Below are 22,127 nucleotides of genomic sequence, written 5' to 3'. Positions count from 1 at the left end.
TTGTTGCACCAGACCCGCCGCCACAAACTTCACATAATCACAACGACTGCAGGAAGCTCATCAGATTGTCGGAGGCTCGGAAGCGCCCTGGCGCGGCGGCGCTTGGTTGCAGCTTCATCAGAGCCTGTTCCTTCATCGCGAGATCGGCTTCGACGTACATATGCGTCGTTGCCGTATCCTCATGACCGAGCCACAGGGCGATGACGGTGATATCGACGCCCGATTGAAGCAGGTGCATCGCCGTTGTGTGTCGAACCGTATGGGGTGTGACCGGGCGGTCAAGGAGCCCCGGATTCTTGCGACCTGCAGTCGCAACGGCAAGGTTCAAGCGCTGGGTGACGTTCGAGCGGGTCATGCGGCCGCCACTTCGGTTCGGAAACAAGATACTATCCCCCGAGGGATCGCCGATCTGGCGGCGCCAGGACCTGATCAGCGCGGCAGTTGGGCGCCAGAGCGGCACGCTGCGTTCTTTGCGGCCCTTGCCACGCAGATGCGCGGCGGGCTGCCCTTCAAGGACAACGTCCCGGCACCGCATGCCGATCATCTCGGAAACGCGGGCGCCCGTGTTGTACATCATGCTGAACAAGGCGCGGTCGCGTTGTCCGGCCCAGCTAAGCCGGTCAGGTGCTTCGAGAATGGCGCTGATCTCGGGCCGTGACAAAAACCCGACCATTGATCGATCGAACCGCTTGAGCGGGATCGCCAGCGCCCGTTCGATCGTCGCCAGCGACGCAAGGTCGTGATGCGATGCATATTTAAGGAACGTCCTGATCGCGGCGAGACGTGCGTTGCGGCTTCGAACGCTGTTGCCTCGATCCTTCTCGAGATGGTCCAGGAAGGCGAGCAACAACGGCGCGTCGAGATCGGGCAAAGTGATGGCGGTGGGCGTTCGACGGAGTGCTGCCGCCGCGTAGTTGAGGAGCAGGCGCAAGGTATCCCGGTATGCCGCTACGGTCTGAGCGCTGACCGCACGCTGCTCGCCGAGATGATCCAGAAAGAAGCGCTGGACGAGCGTCGGCAATGTCGGGGGAGTAAGCTCAGCCATGAGCTGCCTCCCCGAAAGCGAAGTCTTCAAAGCGGTTGCCTGCGGTGGCCATCAAATCCGGGATGCCGGTCAAATACCAATAGGTGTCCGATACCTTTGCATGGCCAACATAAGTCGAGAGCGCCGCGATCGCATTGTCGATATCGGCACCTTCGGCTTGCCACCGTTGGATGCGTCTGCAGATGAACGTGTGCCTGAGGTCATGGATACGAACGTCGCGATAGGCACCCCGGGCAACGATGCCCGCTTCGTTGCGCAACTTCTGGAAGGTCCAATGTACTGCGCGCTTTTTTAGCGACCGTGATGGGGTCGAGACGAAAAATGCGTCCTCAGCCACGCGCGGTAGAAAACGATCCCGCATGCCAAGATAATCGGCGAGTGCGACGGCGACGGTGGCGTGGAAAGGCACATGCCGCGATTTGTTGAACTTCGTCATCCGGACCGTCAGACATCGACTTCCGAGGTCCACATCAGCGCAGCGCAGCTTGATCGCTTCGGAAACGCGCAAGCCGGTTGCGGCGATCAATCCGTAAAAGGCCTCGAACGCCGCGGGTCGAAGCCCGCCTTCCGGATCGAGACGGCGTGCCGCTGCGAGCAACGCCAAGATCTCGTCTTCCGTGTAGATATGGGGCGTGGCCCGGCGATGGGACTTGCCGAATATCTGAGTCTGCGGGAACTCCGTGGCCGGATCTTCCCGCAGAAGGTAGGCGGCGAAGGGCCGAAGTGTATCGAGCCGGCGAGCCCACGCCCTCGGCTCGCGGCTGCGAGCATGCCCCTTCGCCCACTCGATCGCGAGGTCCGATGTGAGAGAACTCCGATGGCCAGAGCCGTCGAAGAATCTGGCGAACGAACGAAGCTGGCTGGCGTTCGGCCCGGCGCCAAGAAATCCCAGCGTCGTACGTTCAGCAAGATAGGCCTCTACCTGCGCTGTCATGGTGATCGTCATCATCACGCCCTCCCTGGCCAGGGCATGGCCACGACCGACAGGCGGCGAAGATCGATCTTGGTATAGATCTTCGACGTGTCCAGGCTACGGTGACGCAAGACATCGGCGATGTGCTTCATGGGCGTGCCGTCGGCGAGCAGGCGGCTCGCGATGCTGTGACGAAGAACGTGGGGATCAGTTCGATCCAATCCGCATCGTATGAAAGCTGCGATCACCGCATGCTTGGCGACGCCTGCCCTGATCGGGACGTCATACGGCGCGACATGGCGAACGAAGATCGCACGGTTGCTGGTCTTCGGTCGCTCATGGCGCAAATAGTCTGCGATGGCGTCGCCGGTGGCAGCCGGCAATGGAAGGCTGTCGGTGAAATGCGTCTTGGTCCTCGCTATGCGAATGATCCCGTTGCGCCAGTCGACGTCGTCGAGGCGAAGTTTTACGACCTCGGAACATCGGAGCCCGAGATCGGTGACGCATCTGACCATCGCGTAGGCGCGCCGCCGTGAGGGCAGATCATCGTCGAATGACGCGAGAACCGCGTCAATCTGAGTTGGCGACAACACGTCGGGCAACTCCGCCAGGCGCCAATGCGCGGCCCGAGGAATCGCTTGCAAGAGCCGACCGACATCATCGCCCAACATCTTGCGAAACTTGAAATAACAACCGACTGTGCCGCCAGCGACACGCACGGCGCCAGCACTCCAACAACGGCCTTCACCGAGGACAAAACGCCGGACGACTGCCGGGTCGAGCTTCTCAGGATCAATCTCGCCATCACCGAACCGCTCGAGGAGCAGCTGGCGAATGATATGGATCCGCTGCCGCCGCGTCGTGTCCGCCAGACCACCGACATCGCGCATGTAACGATCGAATGCTGCCAGTTCACCGTCGAGCCGGCCCCTCTGTTCGATCGCCGGAATCCGCCTTTGGGCACGAAGCACGTGCAGAAGGTGCCGGATAGCGACGCGCAACTCGTGGCGCAGCTTGCGAACCGGGTAAGGGCAATCGCAAGATGGCACATGGGTATCCAGGAATCGTCGTTGCGCCGCCTCATCGATCAGCGCGATGTCCAAGCCTTCCTCGGTCGCCCACTTCCCGAAATGCGCGACGCAAGCAAAATATACTCGCACTGTGTTCGGATGATATCGGCCCGCTCGAAGATAGGAGACATACTCCTCCTCCACGGACGCAAAGACACTGTTCGCCAGCCAGCGACGCGGTCCCGGCTGCAATAGATCAGACTTCATGAAAGGCTCCTCTCCAGATGGTGGGTGGAGAGGAAGGCGTATTATGTGCAGCTGAAGTTAGTCATGCTGCAACATGTGCGACGAAAAAAAATGGCGGACTGGGCACAACCCGCCGTCGGCACCTGCGCATAATCCGGCGCTTCGCATAATTTCGGTTATGGAAAGGTATGCATAAGCGTAAAAACTGGCTGTTCGCCGGATCAAAGGCAGGCGGCGATCGGGCGGCGGCCATCTACTCCGTTATCGAGACCGCAAAGCTCAACGGCCTCGAACCACAGGCCTATATTGCCGACGTTATCGCCAAGATCGCCGGCAACTGGCCTGCCGCTCGCTGGGATGAACTCATGCCCTGGAATTGGCGACCAGATCAGCAACCGATCGCCGAAGCCGCCTGATCTGCGGCCTCCAGCCCACGCTTACACGCGATCTCTGAAGCCCGCTTCTATAATAACGGGGCTCTTGCGAGCAAATATATCGTCAGATGCTCAATCGGTGCAGCAGGACGTCCGCAGAATCAACCCGTAACCAGGTACGGGCTCTGCACCCCGACGAGGGAGAAGGCATCCCTCTACTCGTGAACTTTGCTGCCATCAGGCTGATGAGCAGCACTTTCCTAGGTGAGGTTGGATGGGGACAGAGGCTGACGCTGAAAGATGAAAGATGATCCCAGTGCATAGGGGCTGCAGCCGCTCCGGCATTGAACAATGAGTCCAGTTCAAATGATCTATGTATATCAGCAGATCGGCAGCGCACGATGCAGGCGAAGATGCGGCGCAAGCGTTCGCGAAAATGGCGGGGGGAGCCATGGTCATCGATCTTGCCGCCTCCTCCTGCCGACTATTTTTGTCATTAGCCGTTGGCAGCGGCAAACCTTCCTGAGCCGGCTGATCCGCGTCGGCCACCAGAGGACCGCAGAAGCTGGAAACCGTCTCATATGAGTGCAACGGATAAATCGCCTCCATCCGTTGTAGTGGCGCCAAAGCGATTGCAGGCAAAAGCATCCCGAGCTCGTACGACGGGCGTCGCGCCGATAAATGCTGTGGATCCCGCCGCGCGGTGGACGTCCGCTCCTGGTGGGAGCGGGCCGGGCGACGCGGACGATGACCCCGTCCGTGCGTCGCCACGGGTCTGCCATGACGACGATCTCCTCACGCCGTTAGAAATACTCACGCGGCTCCGGTCAACCAGCGCCGAGCCTGCAAAATGGATGCGGCGTACCTTCGAAAAATATGGCGTTCCCTACTCGCGCGTGAACGGCAAGACCCTCGCGACCGAAGCGCAATATCGCCTTCTTCTGGAAAAAATTACATGCTCTCCATCCGCCGCCGTGGGAAGAACGGCATTTACTATATCCGAGGCTCAGTCGCGCTCGGCGACAAGCGCATCAAAGTCAAAGAATTCAGTTCAGGAACGAGTGACGCAGATGCTGCGTCGCACCTGATGGCTGAATATGAGACCAATCTGCGTCATCGGCTGATGTTCGGCCCCGCGGCTGCCGTCGCCCAGGGGACCATCGCCGACGCCTTCGAAAGCTATCTGTCAAAGGCGACGCCGCCGTGCGCGTCCGACATCTTGCGCATCGGTAAGCTCAATGAGAGGATCGGCGAATTGTCGCTGCAGGAGCCAAAACAGGCATGGGAGCAGTTTCGGCGTGCCTATCTTATCCATCATGCCCCTGCCGGTCAGGATCGTTACCGGGCCGTGTTCCAAGCAGCGATCAACACCTATCGTGAACTACATGACCTTCCGCCGCTCAGGATCAAGGCAATCCCTTTTGATAACGAACGGGTAAGATTTCTGACTAAAGAAGATCGCGATCGGCTGATCGCTGCCTATGCGCCTCATATCCAGCCGATCATCACTATGCTGGCCTTTCACGGCCCACGCATCCAGACCGCTTTGCAGGTGCGTTGGGGCGTTGACGGCATTGATATGCCTCGTGAATCAATTCGCTTCAACCATACGAAGAACGCGGTCATCCAGTCTGTCCCGATGCATTTTCGCATGAAGGCGGCGTTGCTGCCGATCTGGGAACAACGAGGCCGCCCCATGAAAGGCCATGTTTTCCTCAATCGGTTTGGTGAACCCTACAAGGACACTCGGCTTGCTTCGGTCCCAGGCGGCAATCCCCTTAAGAATCAGCACAAAACGGCATGCAGGCGAGCAGAGATCGAAGACTTCACCATTCATGATTGGCGCCACCATTGGGCGTCTCACTGCGTGATGGCCGGCATCGATCTCATAACCATCATGCACATGGGTGGATGGAAATCGCTGAGAATGGTTCAGCGCTACTCCACCGTAGGGGTCGATCACATGCGAGAGTCGATCAACAAGCTGGACTGAAATCACCACGATGACAAATTCGTGCGATTTGATGGCAGCGCATTAATGTGGCGTGCCTGAATGAAGACGCAGCGAAAACGATTGTATGCATTAGCCGCTTTTGGCGAGTGAGCCTGAGTGAGAGAAACGGATACCCAGACAATTTGGCGACATCCTGCGGCGCTTTGATTACTGGAGCGGGTAGCGGGGATCGAACCCGCATCACAAGCTTGGAAGGCTAGTGCTCTACCATTGAGCTATACCCGCCCGTCAGGAGAAAGCGCCCCTGCCATTTTTGTAGGGTCTTCGTCAACATCGAAAGCGAGACCGATGGCTTGCGCCCGAATGTGCGAGCATCATGCGCTTGACGAAACATGCAGTGTCATCCTGCTCTCGGGGAACAGCACGGGGCCTCGTTAGCGTAATCGCCCCATGATCACATGCCTGGTTACGCATAATGTGAAGATGGCGCACGACCGTGCCCTGAACTGCGGAGAAACGCTCAAAGCGCTTCAGAGGCAAACCATTTGCCGATTTTTGGTCAGTATGAAATTCGCTCGACAGCTAGAGTCGGCGGGCACTCATGACGAGGCCATCGTCCCAGTCTGTTGACAGGAAGGCCCGTTGAAGAAGGCAGCCGATTTTCATGATCCCTCGCCCGAGAAGGGACGTTTGAGCGGCTACCGGCTCGCGCAGGTCGCGCGCCAGTGCACTGAGTTGTGTGGCAAGATCGGCTGGGTCACCCGGACAAACCAATCGGATTGCCGCACCGGGCTGCACCAGTTCGCGGGCTGCCGAGCTATCGCGCGTGATTAGCGGCCGACCTGTGGCCAGTATCTGGAACATCTTGTTGGGAATTACGCGCCCCGCCTTGCCCTCTCCAGCAAATACGCCAAGGCAGACTTAAACTCTCAAGTGACCGGCACAAAACCGTCACAAATCCACCACCCGCTCAGCCGGGGCCTTGGTTGGCGATTTTTTCAAGGAGGATTAGGGCTTCATCTTATGGGATGGACGCCTCCCGCAAGCGGGCCGAGCATGTTGCCACAGCGACCGGGAAGAGGAGTTCATCACATGCAAATGCTAGCGATCGATTTGGGCAAGCAGTCTTTTCACATCTACGGGATCACTTGCGAAGGTGAGGTAATCTCGCGGAAGGTTAGCAGGGCAAAGCTGGTCGATGCGGTGACCAGATTGCAACCGCAGTCGGTCGCGATGGAAGCCTGCGCCAGTTCACACCACTGGGGCCGCGTCTTCGAGGCGCTGAGTTATGCCGTTCGCCTGATCCATCCGCGTTTCGTCAAGCCATTCGTGAAGGGATCGAAGAATGATGCGGTTGATGCCGAAGCCATTTTCGAAGCTGCCAACAGGCCAACCATGCGGTTCGTGCCGCTGAAGAGCGTCGAACAGCAGGATCTGCAAGCTCTGCACCGAACGCGTGACAGACTGATCGTGCAGCGCACCGCGTTGATCAATCACACTCGTGGTCTTTTGGCCGAGTATGGCGTCGTCATGCCGGCAGGTGCGTCCCGGTTCCGGCTGCAGGTCGACAAGATGATCGAAATTGCCGAACTATCGCACTTGGCGAAGGACCTGTTCCTGAAGCTCGTCGAGGAGTATCGCGACTTGGATGCCAGAGTATCCACTCTGGATGACATGCTGGTTGATATCTGCCGGAGAGACGATCGTTGCAAACGTCTGACTACGCTGCCGGGGGTAGGACCGATTGTCGCAACCTCCCTCATCGCCGCAATTGACGATGGCCGACACTTCGCATCCGGCCGAGCCCTTTCTGCCTGGATTGGACTGGTTCCGCGACAATACACGACCGGCGGAAAGCCAAGGCTCGGTGGTATCGGGAACAGAGCCAATCATTACCTGAGGCGCCAGCTGATACATGGTGCACGGTCTGCGTTGCTGCGGATCGCCAAGCATGACGACCGGCGTTCAAAATGGGCGCAGGAACTGCAATCAAGGGCAGGCCACAACAAGACACTCGTCGCCATGGCAAACAAGACTGCTCGCATGGCCTGGGCGATGTTGCGAAGCGGCGAAAGTTACAAAATGGCGTGACCGTTCGGGCAGCGGGCCGCAATCTGATCAGAGGTTACAAATGCGAGGTGAAGACTTGATGGTGTAACGGCACGGACCGCCGCTTCACAGCCTGTAAGGAACGATGGCCCTCGAGGCCGCTCATCTTAAAAGGCACTGAACCGCGCGGATTCCCATCATGGCCAGGGGCGAAAACACCTCAATCAACAGGCCGGATAGATTCACGCATCCAATGCCGGAGCAACATCGAGAAACTACCTTGCGCGGGAGGCGTCCATAGATTCGTTCCTTCGTCACTACGACGAAGCCCCAATCCTCCTTAATTCACAACCTTAAATCTGTGCCATGGGTGCTGACGGGGGACAGGCCGATCAGCTGATCGCTGGTCAATTCTGGGTAGTCGGGACAGGATCCCACCGACATGGCGCGCCGAGAGAAAGCGGGATCTATAGAGCCGCTGTTCCCATCGGGAAGCATGAACTGGGTAGTGTGGCTTCAAAAATTTCACCTTTCATTTACCATTCTTTTTGTAGGATATTGGCCAGTTTTCAACAAGCCGGGCTTTTGCGGAGGCTGACGGTTGGTGACGCAACATCGAAAGTGATATAAATGAAGATGGGGCAATCGAGTTCGCACGCCGGGGCGGGGGGAAGTTATATGAGCCGACATGGGATCGAGCCGTCTCCAGCGATTTCCGTTGTTATTCCATGCTTCAATGAAGAGGCTAACCTTGAACCCCTTGTCGCACGTGTTACGGCCGCTTGCACCGGAGTCGTAGCCGACAGTTTTGAGATTGTGCTGGTCAACGATGGTTCACGTGATCGGACTTGGCCCATCATAGCAGCATTGACGGACAGCAACCCTCGCGTTGTGGCTGTCAATCTGGCTGCCAACTACGGTCATCAGTTGGCCCTCAGCGCGGGTTTGCAGATATGTCGCGGCAATGTCGTGATGGTCATGGACGCTGATCTGCAAGATCCACCAGAACTGTTATCAGCGATGCTCGAAAAAATGGCAGAAGGCCATGATGTCGTTTATGGGCAAAGGGTGAGCCGCGCAGGCGAGACGATATTCAAGCGCACTTCAGCTAACTTATTCTATCGCCTTCTGCAGCGCATGGTCGATGTTCCTGTTCCTCGTGACACCGGCGATTTTCGCGTGATGAGTCGTCGGATCGTTGACCACCTAAATGCCATGCCTGAACGATATCGATTTGTCCGCGGGATGGTGAGTTGGATCGGTTTTAGCCAAGCGGCCCTCCCTTATGAGCGAGAGGCTCGTTTCGCTGGCCAGAGCAACTATCCTCTTAAGAAGATGATCGCGTTCGCCTTGGACGCCATTACCAGCTTTTCCACCGTCCCTCTGCGATTCACCACCCATCTGGGTTTCGTTGCAGGTGCCGTAGGACTGCTGACACTGGCCTGGGTCTTAATTACCTATCTGTTGGGCCATGTGGTGGCTGGTTGGACCAGCCTCGCCGGATTGGTGCTGATCATAGGTAGTTTGCAATTAATGATGTTGGGAATTTTCGGCGAATATCTAGGGCGCATGTATATGGAAGGAAAGCATCGGCCGCTATTCATCATTGATGAGGTCCGAAAAAATGTAAACTCCCATATAGTTGAACCCGAAAGTGGTGAGGATACTCAATTTAAGAAAACCACTTATGGTCGAGTTTGACAAATCCGCGCGCAGCATAAAACCTATCCGGTGCATGTAATGACGATAATCAGATTTGGATTGGTTGGACTGGTCAACACCGCCATTGGGTTCAGCATTATACTCATTGCGCTCCAAATTGGCATAAATGATTATGCCGCGAACGCGTGCGGCTATGGCGTGGGTTTGGGAGTGTCCTATTTCCTGAACCGCAACTGGACATTCAATTCGGAACGCCCCGCAACAATCAATGAATTTGGTAGATTCGTCATCACCTTTTGCGTCGCATATGCGGCTAATCTGATGGTAATTACCGCCTGCCGGAATATGGGGCTAATAGGAAAACCTACCGTCCATTTAGCGGGTCAAGCATTATACTCTGTTTTGTTTTATGGAATGTCGCGGGCGTTTGTGTTCGAAAGCCAACTATCGCTCACGTGGAGCGATTTGCGGCGGATGTCATTCCGCTACGCGCCTGAACTTTCGCTCGTGCTTGCTGCGCTTGCTGCCTGCTTCCTCTTACGGAGCATCCCAATAACTCATGATGTCGTTTGGCAATTCTGGATCGCTCAACACATATTGAAGGGCGCGATATTGTATCGCGACATCTGGGAGATCAATCCCCCGCTGTGGTTCTGGTCAGCAGTGCCAATTCAGTATACCGGCGAGTTGCTAAACGCTTCTCCGTTGCGCCTGTGGGTGCCTATGGTGACGTGGGGGGGTGCCATCTCCGCATGTTTTGTCGGGCATGTGGTCGCCCCCTCCTCGCCATTTAGGCGTGCCTTAATCATGCTCCTGGCATTCTGGCTTTGCGTTGCAATGCCAATTTACGATTTTGGGCAGCGTGAGCAACTGGCGCTCATTTGCGCGCTTCCCTATGCGGCGTTGATGGCTACTCGATATTCGGGGCGAAACATGCCGCGAAAGGTCGCTTTCAGCGTAGGGTTTTTTGCAGCTTACGGGTTTGCGCTCAAGCATTACTTCATCGCCATCCCGCTGCTTCTTGAGTTGTGGCTATTCCTCCATCAGCGCCGCCATTGGCAACTGATCCGCCCAGAAACATTGACTTTGGCTCTTTGCGCGCTGCTGTATGCGCTGAGTGTTCTCCTTTGGGCGCCAGAGTTTTTTACTCGAATGCTGCCAATGATACTAACAGCTTATCATGGCTATGAATCAAACTGGGTGATGGTGCTGCTGCGGCCATGGACCATCATCTGGCTTTTTGTTGCGTTTTTCTTTGTGGTTTATGGTCGCGAATTGAGCCATAGAACTGAACCGCTTGTCGAAGCTTTACTTATCGTATCCTTCAGCTTTATGCTGTCATACCTTTTACAACGAAAGGGCTGGCTATACCATAGCATGCCAGTGACAGCGGCGCTGGCCTTGGCGATGGGAGTGTTCGCCAGTGGAGTCAATCTGAAGCGCTGGATACCGATCAGTGCCGCCGTAGTGATTTTGACGCTGCCGATATTACTGCCCTTCAAAACCGGCCAATATCACAATTTCTTCCGGGCTGAGATCGACCCGCTATTATCGACGGTACCGACTGGAGAGTCGGTTTTCATAGCTTCAGGGGACCCAATGTGGGGCTGGCCGACAATACAGGATCACGGGCTGGTTTGGCCATCGCGCCTGTATGCGTATTGGATGCTTCCAGCTGTCGGTCACGGCGAGATTGTCGGGCCTAATCCCGCGCCACTTCGGCAGGTCGCTAGAGACATGCAAGATGAAGCTTATCTGGAATTGCGTTGCGCACGCCCCGCTCTCGTCATGTTCGAGCGACGTCGTAACTATATCTACCAACCAACTTCCTTTGACGTGCGAACATTCTTTACGAGGAAGGTTGAAATTCGAGAATATTTGAAAAAAAATTATAAGGAAATCGATGCTCGTCCATCTATGTTCATCTATCGCCGATTAGATAATCGTGGCGCGACCTCGAATGCTTCATGCCAAAAACTGCCTTGGATCTTAAACAATGCAGCCAAATAATGCTCTCGAGATCGACGAAAGGTCCCGACGATCCGCTAGTCTGGCATTCATTGGCCGCCTGACGGAGCGTCATGCCGGCCTGTTGGTGGCGGTAATCGCAGCATTGCTATGCCTACCTTTTATTAGATCAATATGGTTGCTGGCTGATGAGGGCATATGGCTCCATGCGGCTCAGCGGATATTGCGTGGCGAAATTCTATACCGCGACTTCTTTGAATTTCACCCTCCTCTAGGCTTCCTAATCGTTACCGGCTGGGTGTATCTTTTCGGGCCGTCATTGGTTGCGGCACGTTTGCTCGTCATGTTGGTAATGGTGACGACTGCGTGGTTTACATTCTCCTGCTGCAAGATCGCATCAGGGCGACCCAGTTTATCGGCTGTAATTACCGTTTCATGGATAGCGGCGGGTCAGGGGCTGTGGACGCAGGTCAGTCATCATTGGCTAACCACAATGTTCTCGATGATTGCTCTCTGGGGCGTCCTATCCCCACGGAATCGCGCCGGCCCCGCTATCGCTGGCATAGCCGCTAGCGCAGCGACTCTTGTTACGACGCATCGCGGAGCATTAATCGTCCTAGCGGGGTTCGGCTCGCTTTTTCTTCAAAAATCCCCTCAGAAGATGCTAACTTATATCATCAGCGGCATTTCCTTATTGGGAATAACTATCTGCTTTATTTTTTTATTGGGCGCTGCGACGCAAGCGTTTGATCAAGTCATCCTATGGACGATTAAACAATACTCTGGGATTCAACCCGTTCCATTTGGAGCATTTTTAGCGCCTCAGAGACTTCTCGTCGTGATGATTTTCCCACTGACATTCTGTCTCTCAATATTCAGCCTTGTACGGTTCCGCCCGACTATCCTATCGCGCCCTCATCTCGGCGCACTCGTCTTGTTTGCGATTGCAGGCTTCGTTGGCTGCTTCCCTCGACCCGATGACATACATATTGCCTTTTCCATGGTGCTCGCACTACCGTTATTTGCCACCTTGCTGGACACCATTTTTCCCAAAGGACATGGTACGCCTGTGTTGCGAAGTGCGGCGCTGTTGGTCTGCTTCGTCCCCGTTTTTCCTCTGCTGATGTCCGTTCGATATGTGATCGCTGGCCGACCGGTAGAGAGCGCCGTCGGCCCCATAGTGGTCATACCTGACAATGGGACCACTGAACTCATCGAGAGACTAAAAACCCTGCCCAATGGAGACAGCGTTTTTTTCTATCCCTATGATCCTGTTCTACCGGTTCTTACCGGTCGGCGACATCCCGCACGGCTGGACCTTCTCCTCCCGCAATATACGACACCTGACCAGTACAGGGAGACTTGCCTGGAAGTGATGCGAGGCAGCCAATGGGTAGTGATTGACGAAGAGATTATTCGACCTTCCTTTTATCATGCGATTTTCCCCGCTATGCGGAACCCATCGCCTCCGGATAAGGTGGCCTTTGAAGCGGCACTAAGAAGCGGCTTTGAGCTCAAGGGGCATTATGGCGATTTCTCGCTTTTGCAGCGCTCCGCGATGCCAAGTGGTCTGTGCAGTCAGATCGCGCCTCAACCTCAACAATCTCATCTCGCGAGCAGTTTTTTCGAGTAATCCGAATGAATAATACGGAAATTCTAGGTATAATTTCTCGCATATAACCATGTTTCGGTTCGCATTTGGTATTTTTAATCATTTTACGCGTTGAATTCGAAATAAAAATATTCTCAAATCGTGGAACATCGAAATAAATTTATAACCATATTTACCCTGTATTTTATATGATCAGTTTTTCAGTGAAATTATGACAAAATATTTCAGTTCTGACTATAGGCGAAGATCGCTTGCAGGTGTTTGTGCCAGTGCGATTAGGGCATTGCGTTAAGGTTTGATTGGTATGATGGGCGAGAAGGAAAGTGTTGCGCGTAGATAAACGATCATCGGAGTTCTGGGGGGTGTTTTAGTTGAATAGTGACCAGAATGTGGACGTCGCCATCATCGGCGCAGGCCCGGCCGGCCTGACCGCAGCCTATCTGCTCACTAAGAAGGGCTATTCGGTCGCGGTCATCGAAAAGGACCCGGTCTATGTCGGCGGCATCAGCCGCACCGTGGAGCTGAACGGCTTCCGGTTCGACATTGGCGGCCACCGATTCTTTTCCAAGTCGAAGGAGGTCGTCGATTTCTGGAACGAGATCCTGCCCGACGATTTCATCCAGCGCCCCCGGATGAGCCGCATCTATTATGAGGGCAAATTCTACAGCTATCCGCTCCGCGCGTTCGAGGCGCTGTGGAATCTGGGCCTGTGGCGCTCGACGCTGTGCATGGCGAGCTTCGCCAAGGCGAAGCTGTTCCCGAATCGCAACGTCCGCTCCTTCCAGGACTGGACGACCAACGCCTTCGGTCACAAGCTGTTTTCGATCTTCTTCAAGACCTACACCGAAAAGGTGTGGGGCATGCCGTGCGACGAAATGTCGGCGGATTGGGCGGCGCAGCGTATCAAGGGCCTGTCGCTCGGGGCTGCGGTGGTCGATGGCCTGAAGCGTTCGCTCGGCCTCAACAAGCGGCCTAATGACGGCATGGAGACCAAGACCCTGCTGGAGAGCTTCCGCTATCCGCGCCTCGGCCCCGGCATGATGTGGGAAGCGGCGCGCGACTCCGTCGTCAAAGGCGGCAATCAGGTGCTGATGGCGCATGGCCTCAAGCAATTGTCGCGCGACGACGCCGCCGGCCAGTGGCAGATGGTGGCGAACGGCCCGTCGGGCGACATCGTGGTGAAGGCCCGCCACGTCATCAGTTCCGCGCCGATGCGCGAGCTGGCCGGCCGCATCCATCCGCTGCCCGCGACCCTGCCGCGTGCGATGGACCTCAAATATCGCGACTTCCTGACCGTGGCGCTGATGGTGAAGGCCGAGGATATCTTCCCCGACAACTGGATCTACATCCACGATCCCAAGGTGCAGGTCGGCCGCATCCAGAATTTCCGCAGCTGGTCCCCCGAAATGGTCCCCGATCCGACGCTGGCCTGCGTGGGCCTGGAATATTTCTGTTTCGAAGGCGACGGCCTGTGGGCTTCGAGCGACGCGGATCTGGTCGAACTCGCCAAGAAGGAAATGGCGCTGCTGGGCCTGTGCAACCCCGACGATGTTGTGGGCGGCGCGGTGGTCCGTCAGGAAAAGGCCTATCCGGTCTATGACGATGACTATGCGGCCAATGTGCTCGCGATGCGGACCGAGCTGGCGAAGCTTTACCCCACGCTGCACCTCGTCGGCCGCAACGGCATGCATCGATACAACAACCAGGATCATGCGATGATGACGGCGATGCTGACCGTCCGCAACATCGAGGCGGGCGAGCAGCTTTACGACATCTGGGCCGTGAACGAGGACGCCGAATATCATGAGGCGGGCGAGGAAGGGCAGGATGTCGTCGGCGAGCAGGCGGCGCTCAGCAGCGTGCGTCTGGTACCAAGCCGCCTCAAGGTGGCATGATCCATGTTCGACCGTATGGTAGACGCAATTTGGCGGCAGACCTACGCGCGTTACATCCTTGCCAGCGGGCTATCGCTGGCTATGGATTTTGGCACGCTCGTCGTTCTGCTGTGGCTTACTGTGCCGGCGCTTGCCGCTTCGGTCTGCGGTTATCTGCTAGGTCTCTGCGTGCATTGGTCCATTTCGTCGCGCGCTGTTTTCGTTTGCCGCGCACGGCTGGATGTCGATGGCCGGCTCCACCAGAAGCTATTGTTTTTTGGGTCAGCTCTCGTCGGGCTCGCAATCACGAGCACTATGGTCGGAGTGGGTACATTGTGGGGCGCTGACCCACGCCTCGTCAAGCTCGCGGCGATCACTGTCAGCTTTCAGGTCACCTATTTGCTGCGCCGATCCGTCGTGTTCGGCTGACAGGGAAAACATCTTCCCGGCGCCGCCCAGCGGGCCTGCTGTGGATACAGGATTCAGAGGGCTCACGATTGCAATGAAGTCCGGGGATACTTTCTTTTCATCGAAATGCCTAATCATGTTCGTCTGGTTCGTGATCGTAGCCTGGCTGACGCTAAATCATGTGCCATGGCGAGATGAAGTTCGTTCCTTGTCCTTCGCCAACCATGGTGAAACGCTGGCAGATATGATCCAAGGGGTGCGCGGCGACGGGCATCCGTTGCTGTGGTATTTATTGCTGCGGGGAGGCCATGGGCTGATCGGTTCGCTGGCGCTCCCGGTGATCGCCTTCCTCGTTGCTCTTGCCGCAGTTGCGGTTCTGATCTGGCGATCCCCTTTTACACCCGTTATCAAAACGATGATCGTCCTGAGCCATTTTGCTTTGTGGGACTATGCTGTCATGGCGCGCAATTACGGGATCAGCATGTTGCTGATGTTCGTTTTCGCAGCGGGATACAGCCGATGGCGCGACAGGGGCTATTGGTTGATGATTCCCCTGGTCCTGCTCGCGAACACTAATGTGCATTCGACATTGCTGTCATGGCTGCTGCTGGCCGTCTGGATATCGGATCGCTATCCGGGGCGTTCGCTTCGCGTCCGATGGATCGAGCGAATGGTTATGCCTACAGTGGTTCTGCTGGCGATAGCGTCGTTGGCATGCTTTTTAACCGTATGGCCGCCTGCTAACGATGCCGCTGTCTATCAGAAGCACCGCGACATGGTCTCGATCATGAAAGCACTGGCGTTACCTGGCTATGGCTTTCTCGTAACATCGAAGTTCGGCCTTTGGGCTCAGCTTCCTTTGACGGCCGTTCTTTATGCCAGCCTGTTCATCGTGCGAAACCGTGTGGCCTATTTTCTGGCGGCATGGGTGGGCTTGGCGGGCATGTCGCTGTTTTTCACGATTCTACATCCGGGATTTGAGCGTCACATCGCATTGTGGCTACTGTTTCTGATCACTCTGTATTGGATGGACCTGGACCAGAATTTCTTTGCGCCGGTGGAAGAAAGGTCGGGCAAGGCGACACAGTGGGGGAAAATCGGGCGCGTCGGCTTATACCTTCTGCTATCGGCGGAACTGATCATGGCTGAGGTCGCAATCATGGCCCAGTTCAAATATCCCCACAGCCGCGCACGGGATGCTGCCACGCTCATAGCGCAGAACCCGGCGCTGGCCGATGCCATTATCATTGCCGATCCCGACATCATGATTGAGGCATTGCCCTATTATGCCCCTCGCAATTCGGTCTACCGGATTCGGGAAGATGCCTTGGGTCCCCTCATTCGCTTCACATCAATCGGAGCAAGGCTGCATATTTCGTTGGATTATGTTACTGACACGGCGATCCGCCTGCATCACAGTTTCCATCGGCCAGTCGTCATTCTGATGCAGCGCACTCCGGTACCGGGCCAGTCCATGACGTATAACACGGGCTATAACTGGACCACCTCCTACACCCCAGCGATGACCCGGCGATTTTATGCAAACACGCAGTTGATTGGAGCACTAGGGCCGGCCGTTACCGATGAGAGCTATTCGGTATACCTGCTTCGGGATTGACAGATAATATCGTGGCGGAGGCACCCCGATGTCAGTTCGCACAGTGGAGGCTCCCGCGGACCGGATTTCCGCGGGGCATTTGGGTTCCTTTCGGTCTCGCGCCTGGCGGCCGATCCGTGACCATGTCTTTGGCGAGCCGCTGTTGGAACCATTCGAGCGCCCGGCTGGTGCTGTCGACCTGGTCATCATGTCGCCGGTTGGGGAAGCCTAGTAGCTCCTCCAGATAGGTGGTGAGCCAGTGCGCCGTATCGCTCCGGTGAGAGCCGCCTTGTGGTGATCGGCTGATATTTTGACATGGCACCGGTGCAAGCGCCAGTGTTTGCACCGATACTAAGGGCGGTGCGATGAGTCAGATCACGGTACTTTCGGGCCCAGAGCGGCGGCGGGTATGGACCGACGAACAGAAGCGGCAACTGGTTGCGGCAGTCTCGGCGCCCGGCGCGAACGTGGCGGAGATTGTCCGCCGCGCCGCACGAAGGACACGGGAAGCAGATGCTAGGCACAAGTGCGGACAGCGACCTCCCGCCTCACATTCGTGAAGCGACAGTTGGTTGTCCTCATGCTGCGTCCGAACCCGGTGACCGGGTGACAATCTGCTCGAGGTGCGGGTTCAATAGCAGATCAGCCGGTTCCTGTCTGTATCCTTGTCACGGTCTATTTACGCAAGGCAGCAGGGTGGCTGCCTTCCCTGCGGGGTGACGAAAATTCCCTGCCGGCGTGCGCAGGGAATTTGCCCGCGCAAGCCGCAGAAAAGCGTCCCTTGTGGCGGGCGGGATGGGCGGTCATTCCCAGCAATTGCTGAAAATTCCCTGCCAAAGGGTCATTGGCAGGGAAAATCGCTACAGAGACGGGTTCGCTCCGGACTGCGTCCTGCACCCCCGACATACGCGCAATTTGAGCGGTATTATCGACGCTGCCATCGTCGACGATCAATATTTCGATTAGGTCGATCCCGGGGATACAGCGCGGCAGCGCGTCGATCGTTTTCGGCAGATCTTTTGCCTCATTCAGGCAAGGGAACTGTATAATCAGTTTTGTCACGCTTGCCCCCTGAGCGGAACTCCACTCCATTCGCACCCTATCGCACGATGTGCTTTAAGGAAGCGTAAACTATGAGGCTTTGGTCATCAGATTATCAAGTACCAAGTGATGGACAGCCCAAGCGCGCTATTATGATTGGGACGGCTCATCGTCGTCCTGGTCTGCATCGGCCGGGATCGGCGAGGTGCTGTCTCTCCGAATCAAGTCTGCTGCCTGTGAAACAGATGGGCCTCTGCAACACAGGAGGTACCCATGCAGGACTATCAGAATGAGATGTTCCCGGACGTCGTCGTCGGCATCACTGATGCGGAAGTGATCCCGGACATGAAGCCCGAGCCCGCCTTAAGCGCGACACCGGCCTTCTCGCCCAAGTCGCTCTTCGTCGATGCCGAAAAATGCGTTGTCTGGCAGCACACTGCACGCGACGCGGATAAGCTGGTCGAGGCGGATATTCGTCCTCTGGCAGAATCGATCAAGGCGTCGGGACAACAGGTTCCCGTCCGTGTCCGGCGCCTCGAAGATGACCGCCTCGAAATTGTCGCTGGGGTGCGCCGCTGGAAAGCCGTGCGCTTGCTCAACGATGAAGGCTATCCGGTCAAGCTGCTGGTCCAGATCGTTCAGATGGACGAGGACGCCGCGTTCCGCTTCGCCGCTGCGGAGAATGGCCCCCGGTCGGATCTCACGCCGATCGAGCGCGCCCGCTTCTACCAGGCTGCCATCGATCACCAGTATCACACCGGGAAGGCGTGCGCCGATGCGTTCGGCCTGCACAAGGCATCGATCTCGCGGGTGCTCGATGTCCTGCGCGTGCTTAAGTTCGTCGGCAAGAAGATTGATGATCATCGCGCTATCTCGGCTGCGCAGGCCAGTTGGCTGATGAGCCTGATCCGCAACGTCAATGAGGAGGCCGATCCGACCGACGAAGGTTTGGAGGGTGATCGCCACGCCGAGGTCATCGCCGCGATCGATGGGTGCACGGCGGGCAGCGCTGCGGAGGTGTTCGGTCAACTCCGTCAGGCGCTTGCTCCCTCCCACAAGGACGGCGGCATCGACATCGTCGTCGATGACGACATCATCCTTGGTTCGGTCACACGCTCTAGGTCGGGTGCTGTTCGAATCGCCATCGGCCCCGAGGCGGGGGCCATCGAACTTCCGATGCTGATTGCTTCGATCCGGGTGGCGCTGACCACGCTGCGCGCCGGCTAAGGCGGCAGGCCATGGAGGGCGGTTGCGTGCTCGCAACCGCCCTCTTCTTTTGCCGGTCGAACGGAAAAGATCCGGCCGATCCGAGCGGTGAAGGGTGAGAAGACAAATTAAAGTTATGGGCGCGCGATAACGTGTTCTCCTCCGCCGCACGGGTGGAGAACGGTGCGGCCCATAACTTTCCAAGAGAAGGGGGTGGGATAGATGACAGTTCACATTTGGACGATCGGAGGCAGATCCGCTGATAAGCATGCTTTGCGCGAGGCGCTCGCGCTCGAACGCCAAAGCCGCAAGAAGACATCGGTGCTCGAATATGAGCGGCTCCAGGCAGAGCGCAATGCGCGCATGGTTGGCACCGCCATTCGCCGCCAGATGCGCGAGGCCGGCCTAACGCGGACCTGGATCCAGGTCCGTCCACGGTCGCTGAGTGGACACCGCGATGGTGGGCGGCGCTGTCGGCGTATCGAGATCATGTCCGGGCTGATCGTGGCAAAGCGGTCCCATCGCGGCCGCGACGGGCTATCGTCATTCCATTTCAAATGGACCTCGCGCGGCCTCGGCAACCGGCGCAAGCACGGCTCGCACCGCTACCGCCGCGGCGAGGCGGTCCGGCATCTGCGTTATATCCTTCGTGACCAGGCGCGCGAGATCAACGGCGGGGGCCTGGTCAGCAATATTTCCACCGACCCGGACACGCTCGCCAGCGTCTTTGCTGCCCTCGAAGAGTTGGAAAGCCACGGTCGCACAAATGCCAACGTCTATGTGTCAATCGTGCTCAGCCTACCAAACGAGCTGACATCCGCCGAGCGAGAAGCCCTTCTCTCGAATATATGCGCGATTTTCGAGCGCCAGAGCTTGCCGCATGCCGCCGTGTTGCACGCGCCTGACCCGGACGGGGATCAGCGCAACAATCATGCGCACATTATGTTGAGCTTACGGCCCTTTCGGGCGGAGCCCGATGGCGGCTTCGCCTTCGGTGTCGGCACGGCGGCCGACCTCAACGACAAAGAGTTCATCAAAGCGACGCGGCTGGAGATCGCGACGCTGATGAATGCTGCTATGATCGACGCCTGCCATGAACGTCGTTTCACCGCTCTGAGCAACCAGGAACGGGGACTGCCCACCCGGCCCAAGAACGAAAGCAAGTCGTCACCTGGTCGCAAGCATCGCGAGCGGCGACAGGAGCGGGTAGACTTGATGGCCGGTGAGAAAGCCTATCGCGAGGAACGGATTAACGCCATCGGCAGGGTACAGGAGGAACTAATCGCCGCGCTGGTGGCGCCGCAGATTGACCGCAACGCCGAACTCGAAACCATGCGCGTCAAGGTTCACACTTCCGCAGCTGTTACGACAGTTCGCACCACAGGCGCGATTTCGCCGGTTGCGCGTATGCAACCTCCGGCAGCACCGCCGGTCATGTCCGATATTGCACCGCAGCAGGTACCACCCGTTCCTGTGCCGCCCGACCTCGACATATTACTTGGCCGGCTCGCGGAAATGCGATGGCCGCCGCTCGAGCGTCAGGATGGGCGCATCGTTCTAGGTTTGCCCACACGCTATCTCCATGACAAGGCTGTAATCGATCGTTTGCGTCCGGTGCAAATGGACGAGCGCGTCCAGGCGAAGTTCGAAGAAGAATGGGCCATCGCGATCGACGCACTGCGCAAGCGCCTGACGCAGCCAGAGCCTTTCGGCCGGGCAATCGAAACCGATGTATCCGACCAGGCACTGATCGAGAGGGCCGCCAAGGCGTTCTGGGCATGTAATCAGCGTGATCCTGATGTGATTGCGTTGGTCGAGGCGCAAAGGTCAGCGGCGGAGCGTCGTATTCTTGAGCTGCAAGAACGGGAGCGGGTCGAGAAGCGCAAACGCGAGCAACGAGGTAAAAAGGTCGCAGCCGCCGTGGCACGGATCTGTGGTGCTGCCGGCGCGGGGCGAGTCAGCGAGACGGAGCGGGCGCCGCTACGACCACTGGTTGCACTTTTGGAGGAGCCTCTCATCGAAGGTAGACTCGCCCTCTTCATCAATAACGGGAAACTTCATGTGCAGGCCCGCGATCCTGTACTGATTGACTTTACGGACAAACTCTTCGCCATGAAGATGGGATCAGCCGCGCTGGGTCTCTTGGCACAGGAGACCAACGATCTAATCTCGCCGATCGCGCAGCCGTTCCAGACGTATTACGCCTTGAAGACGTTCGGCGATGACACCCTGCAGACGCCACTGGGACGCGCGCAGAGAGGGCGAGAATAGCCAACAATGCGCGAGGGCCGTCTCGTGGAACGAGTTCACGCTCCCGCTTCGCAGTCGGTCGAACCAACCGAATAAGACTTTCGAAGCTCAGACGGAACGGTTCAAGGCGGCTTGATTCATGAATGCGATCGTTTTGCGCCGATCATCATGAACAGTCGAAATTCGCTGCCATCGGCCCGATGAGCAGCACTGACTTATTGGACCTTGGATGAGGGAAGTGGCTGTCGCTGGAAAGTGAAAGACATCTCCCGAGCACCGGGATCGCAGCCGACCCTGTGCCGACTAATGAGTACTAACTGCATGATCTACCTCAACGCAGAAGACCGCCGACGCGAAGCGCAGGCGAAGGAGGGCGCGATCGCCCTTGCCACCGTCGCGAGCTGGCAGACGGAGCCATGTCCCATTATGCTGCCGCCGGTGCTTGCCGGATTTCTTTACTGTCGGACGGCTGACCTTGTGCTGGCGCACTGGCGCCGGAACGTGTCGCTCGGCAGGCTTCTTGCGGCGGCACGCGAGACGCGGCTGGACGTGCTGCTGGTGGAGCCCGCCTGGATGGCAACCGGATCAGACTTCCGTGTGTCTGCGATCCTCTGCCGCACCGGCGAGACGCACGTCTATCGGGGCCTGCGCCTCTGGGCCGCTGGCGTGGACGGTCCAACTTGGCTGATCCCTGATCCTGCCGACAGGGATCTGGATCCATCCTGCTTCGACCTAAGCCTGAAGCGGGTGACTCCGGATGAACAACGACCCTTTAGCGATCTCGAGACGCGCGATCTCGGTCTGCTGGTGGGCGGTATCCGGTGGAAGGCGATAGCCGGAGGACACCTAGTATGAGCATGGCCTGCGAATTTGCGCGGCGCTTGCCAATCAACGGGAGGCAGGGTGCCTGCGATCGCT

The 22,127-nt window shown here is 57.3% G+C and carries 16 protein-coding genes, 1 tRNA gene and 1 pseudogene; 12 read left to right on the top strand and 6 right to left on the bottom strand.

Going from position 1 to position 22,127, the window contains the following annotated elements:
- Nucleotides 1-37: 37 nt before the first annotated feature.
- Genes VVT58_RS10290 through VVT58_RS10280 form a run of 3 tightly spaced genes read right to left on the bottom strand, consistent with a single transcriptional unit; the run spans nt 38 to nt 3,235 of the window.
- A complete protein-coding gene (locus tag VVT58_RS10290) occupies nt 38-1,075 on the bottom strand; it encodes a tyrosine-type recombinase/integrase (protein ID WP_327754434.1) in 1,038 nt (345 codons plus the stop codon).
- On the bottom strand, nt 1,038-1,994 hold the full coding sequence (locus VVT58_RS10285) for a tyrosine-type recombinase/integrase (RefSeq protein WP_197672780.1): 957 nt from the start codon (nt 1,992-1,994) through the stop codon (nt 1,038-1,040). The genes VVT58_RS10290 and VVT58_RS10285 overlap by 38 nt, the downstream gene beginning before the upstream one ends.
- The gene (locus tag VVT58_RS10280) at nt 1,994-3,235 is read right to left on the bottom strand and encodes a tyrosine-type recombinase/integrase (RefSeq protein WP_053085704.1); all 1,242 of its coding nucleotides are present in this window, start codon (nt 3,233-3,235) and stop codon (nt 1,994-1,996) included. The genes VVT58_RS10285 and VVT58_RS10280 overlap by 1 nt, the downstream gene beginning before the upstream one ends.
- Nucleotides 3,236-3,411: 176 nt before the next feature.
- Here VVT58_RS10280 and VVT58_RS10275 point away from each other — a divergent pair.
- A pseudogene (locus tag VVT58_RS10275) lies at nt 3,412-3,630 on the top strand (transposase domain-containing protein); the annotation flags it as partial.
- 913 nt (nt 3,631-4,543) lie between these two features.
- Nucleotides 4,544-5,581 carry a site-specific integrase gene (locus VVT58_RS10270; protein ID WP_327754435.1) on the top strand — a complete coding sequence of 346 codons (1,038 nt, stop codon included), beginning with the start codon at nt 4,544-4,546 and terminating at the stop codon, nt 5,579-5,581.
- Nucleotides 5,582-5,753: 172 nt separating this feature from the next.
- Here the strand turns inward: VVT58_RS10270 and VVT58_RS10265 are convergent.
- A tRNA-Gly gene (locus VVT58_RS10265) sits at nt 5,754-5,827 on the bottom strand.
- Between the two features lie 297 nt (nt 5,828-6,124).
- Nucleotides 6,125-6,406, bottom strand: a complete 282-nt coding sequence (locus VVT58_RS24410) for a glycosyltransferase (protein ID WP_405053695.1) — start codon at nt 6,404-6,406, stop codon at nt 6,125-6,127.
- Between the two features lie 228 nt (nt 6,407-6,634).
- Here VVT58_RS24410 and VVT58_RS10255 point away from each other — a divergent pair, with 228 nt between their 5' ends.
- The 7 genes from VVT58_RS10255 to VVT58_RS10225 all read left to right on the top strand — a co-directional run bounded on the left by VVT58_RS10255 (nt 6,635) and on the right by VVT58_RS10225 (nt 16,733).
- Nucleotides 6,635-7,633: an IS110 family transposase gene (locus VVT58_RS10255; protein ID WP_020819418.1), complete on the top strand. Its 999-nt coding sequence runs from the start codon at nt 6,635-6,637 to the stop codon at nt 7,631-7,633.
- 636 nt (nt 7,634-8,269) lie between these two features.
- On the top strand, nt 8,270-9,292 hold the full coding sequence (locus VVT58_RS10250) for a glycosyltransferase family 2 protein (RefSeq protein WP_327754437.1): 1,023 nt from the start codon (nt 8,270-8,272) through the stop codon (nt 9,290-9,292).
- 60 nt (nt 9,293-9,352) lie between these two features.
- Nucleotides 9,353-11,263 carry a GtrA family protein gene (locus tag VVT58_RS10245; protein ID WP_327754438.1) on the top strand — a complete coding sequence of 637 codons (1,911 nt, stop codon included), beginning with the start codon at nt 9,353-9,355 and terminating at the stop codon, nt 11,261-11,263.
- The gene (locus tag VVT58_RS10240) at nt 11,250-12,854 is read left to right on the top strand and encodes a hypothetical protein (protein WP_327754439.1); all 1,605 of its coding nucleotides are present in this window, start codon (nt 11,250-11,252) and stop codon (nt 12,852-12,854) included. Before VVT58_RS10245 ends, VVT58_RS10240 begins: the two co-directional genes overlap by 14 nt.
- Before the next feature lie 350 nt (nt 12,855-13,204).
- Nucleotides 13,205-14,728: an NAD(P)/FAD-dependent oxidoreductase gene (locus VVT58_RS10235; protein ID WP_327754440.1), complete on the top strand. Its 1,524-nt coding sequence runs from the start codon at nt 13,205-13,207 to the stop codon at nt 14,726-14,728.
- 3 nt (nt 14,729-14,731) lie between these two features.
- Complete coding sequence (locus VVT58_RS10230; protein ID WP_327754441.1) at nt 14,732-15,136, top strand: GtrA family protein; 405 nt, start codon at nt 14,732-14,734, stop codon at nt 15,134-15,136.
- A 115-nt stretch (nt 15,137-15,251) separates the two neighbouring features.
- Complete coding sequence (locus VVT58_RS10225) at nt 15,252-16,733, top strand: hypothetical protein (protein ID WP_327754442.1); 1,482 nt, start codon at nt 15,252-15,254, stop codon at nt 16,731-16,733.
- Between the two features lie 654 nt (nt 16,734-17,387).
- Here VVT58_RS10225 and VVT58_RS10220 read toward each other — a convergent pair.
- Complete coding sequence (locus tag VVT58_RS10220) at nt 17,388-17,774, bottom strand: glycosyltransferase (protein ID WP_327754443.1); 387 nt, start codon at nt 17,772-17,774, stop codon at nt 17,388-17,390.
- A gap of 252 nt (nt 17,775-18,026) precedes the next feature.
- On the opposite strand from VVT58_RS10220, the gene VVT58_RS10215 reads away from it, so the two are divergent.
- From VVT58_RS10215 to VVT58_RS10205, 3 genes are all read left to right on the top strand, one after another.
- Complete coding sequence (locus VVT58_RS10215) at nt 18,027-18,980, top strand: ParB/RepB/Spo0J family partition protein (RefSeq protein ID WP_327754444.1); 954 nt, start codon at nt 18,027-18,029, stop codon at nt 18,978-18,980.
- A gap of 201 nt (nt 18,981-19,181) precedes the next feature.
- Complete coding sequence (locus tag VVT58_RS10210; protein WP_327754445.1) at nt 19,182-21,230, top strand: MobA/MobL family protein; 2,049 nt, start codon at nt 19,182-19,184, stop codon at nt 21,228-21,230.
- A gap of 300 nt (nt 21,231-21,530) precedes the next feature.
- A complete protein-coding gene (locus VVT58_RS10205; protein WP_327754446.1) occupies nt 21,531-22,064 on the top strand; it encodes a hypothetical protein in 534 nt (177 codons plus the stop codon).
- Nucleotides 22,065-22,127: the final 63 nt, after the last annotated feature.

This window comes from Sphingobium sp. SJ10-10 (assembly GCF_036038995.2).
Taxonomy (GTDB): domain Bacteria; phylum Pseudomonadota; class Alphaproteobacteria; order Sphingomonadales; family Sphingomonadaceae; genus Sphingobium.
The sequence above is the reverse complement of the archived record's forward strand: the minus strand, read 5'-3'. Positions and strand labels throughout refer to the sequence as shown.

Excerpts from the sequence above, each read along its gene's own strand:
- VVT58_RS10285 (WP_197672780.1), bottom strand. The coding sequence starts at position 1,994 with ATGATGACGATCACCATGACAGCGCAGGTAGAGGCCTATCTTGCTGAA.
- VVT58_RS24410 (WP_405053695.1), bottom strand. The coding sequence starts at position 6,406 with ATGTTCCAGATACTGGCCACAGGTCGGCCGCTAATCACGCGCGATAGC.
- VVT58_RS10280 (WP_053085704.1), bottom strand. The coding sequence starts at position 3,235 with ATGAAGTCTGATCTATTGCAGCCGGGACCGCGTCGCTGGCTGGCGAAC.
- VVT58_RS10230 (WP_327754441.1), top strand. The coding sequence starts at position 14,732 with ATGTTCGACCGTATGGTAGACGCAATTTGGCGGCAGACCTACGCGCGT.
- VVT58_RS10210 (WP_327754445.1), top strand. The coding sequence starts at position 19,182 with ATGACAGTTCACATTTGGACGATCGGAGGCAGATCCGCTGATAAGCAT.
- VVT58_RS10240 (WP_327754439.1), top strand. The coding sequence starts at position 11,250 with ATGCAGCCAAATAATGCTCTCGAGATCGACGAAAGGTCCCGACGATCC.
- VVT58_RS10205 (WP_327754446.1), top strand. The coding sequence starts at position 21,531 with ATGATCTACCTCAACGCAGAAGACCGCCGACGCGAAGCGCAGGCGAAG.
- VVT58_RS10215 (WP_327754444.1), top strand. The coding sequence starts at position 18,027 with ATGCAGGACTATCAGAATGAGATGTTCCCGGACGTCGTCGTCGGCATC.
- VVT58_RS10255 (WP_020819418.1), top strand. The coding sequence starts at position 6,635 with ATGCAAATGCTAGCGATCGATTTGGGCAAGCAGTCTTTTCACATCTAC.
- VVT58_RS10250 (WP_327754437.1), top strand. The coding sequence starts at position 8,270 with ATGAGCCGACATGGGATCGAGCCGTCTCCAGCGATTTCCGTTGTTATT.
- VVT58_RS10270 (WP_327754435.1), top strand. The coding sequence starts at position 4,544 with ATGCTCTCCATCCGCCGCCGTGGGAAGAACGGCATTTACTATATCCGA.
- VVT58_RS10225 (WP_327754442.1), top strand. The coding sequence starts at position 15,252 with ATGTTCGTCTGGTTCGTGATCGTAGCCTGGCTGACGCTAAATCATGTG.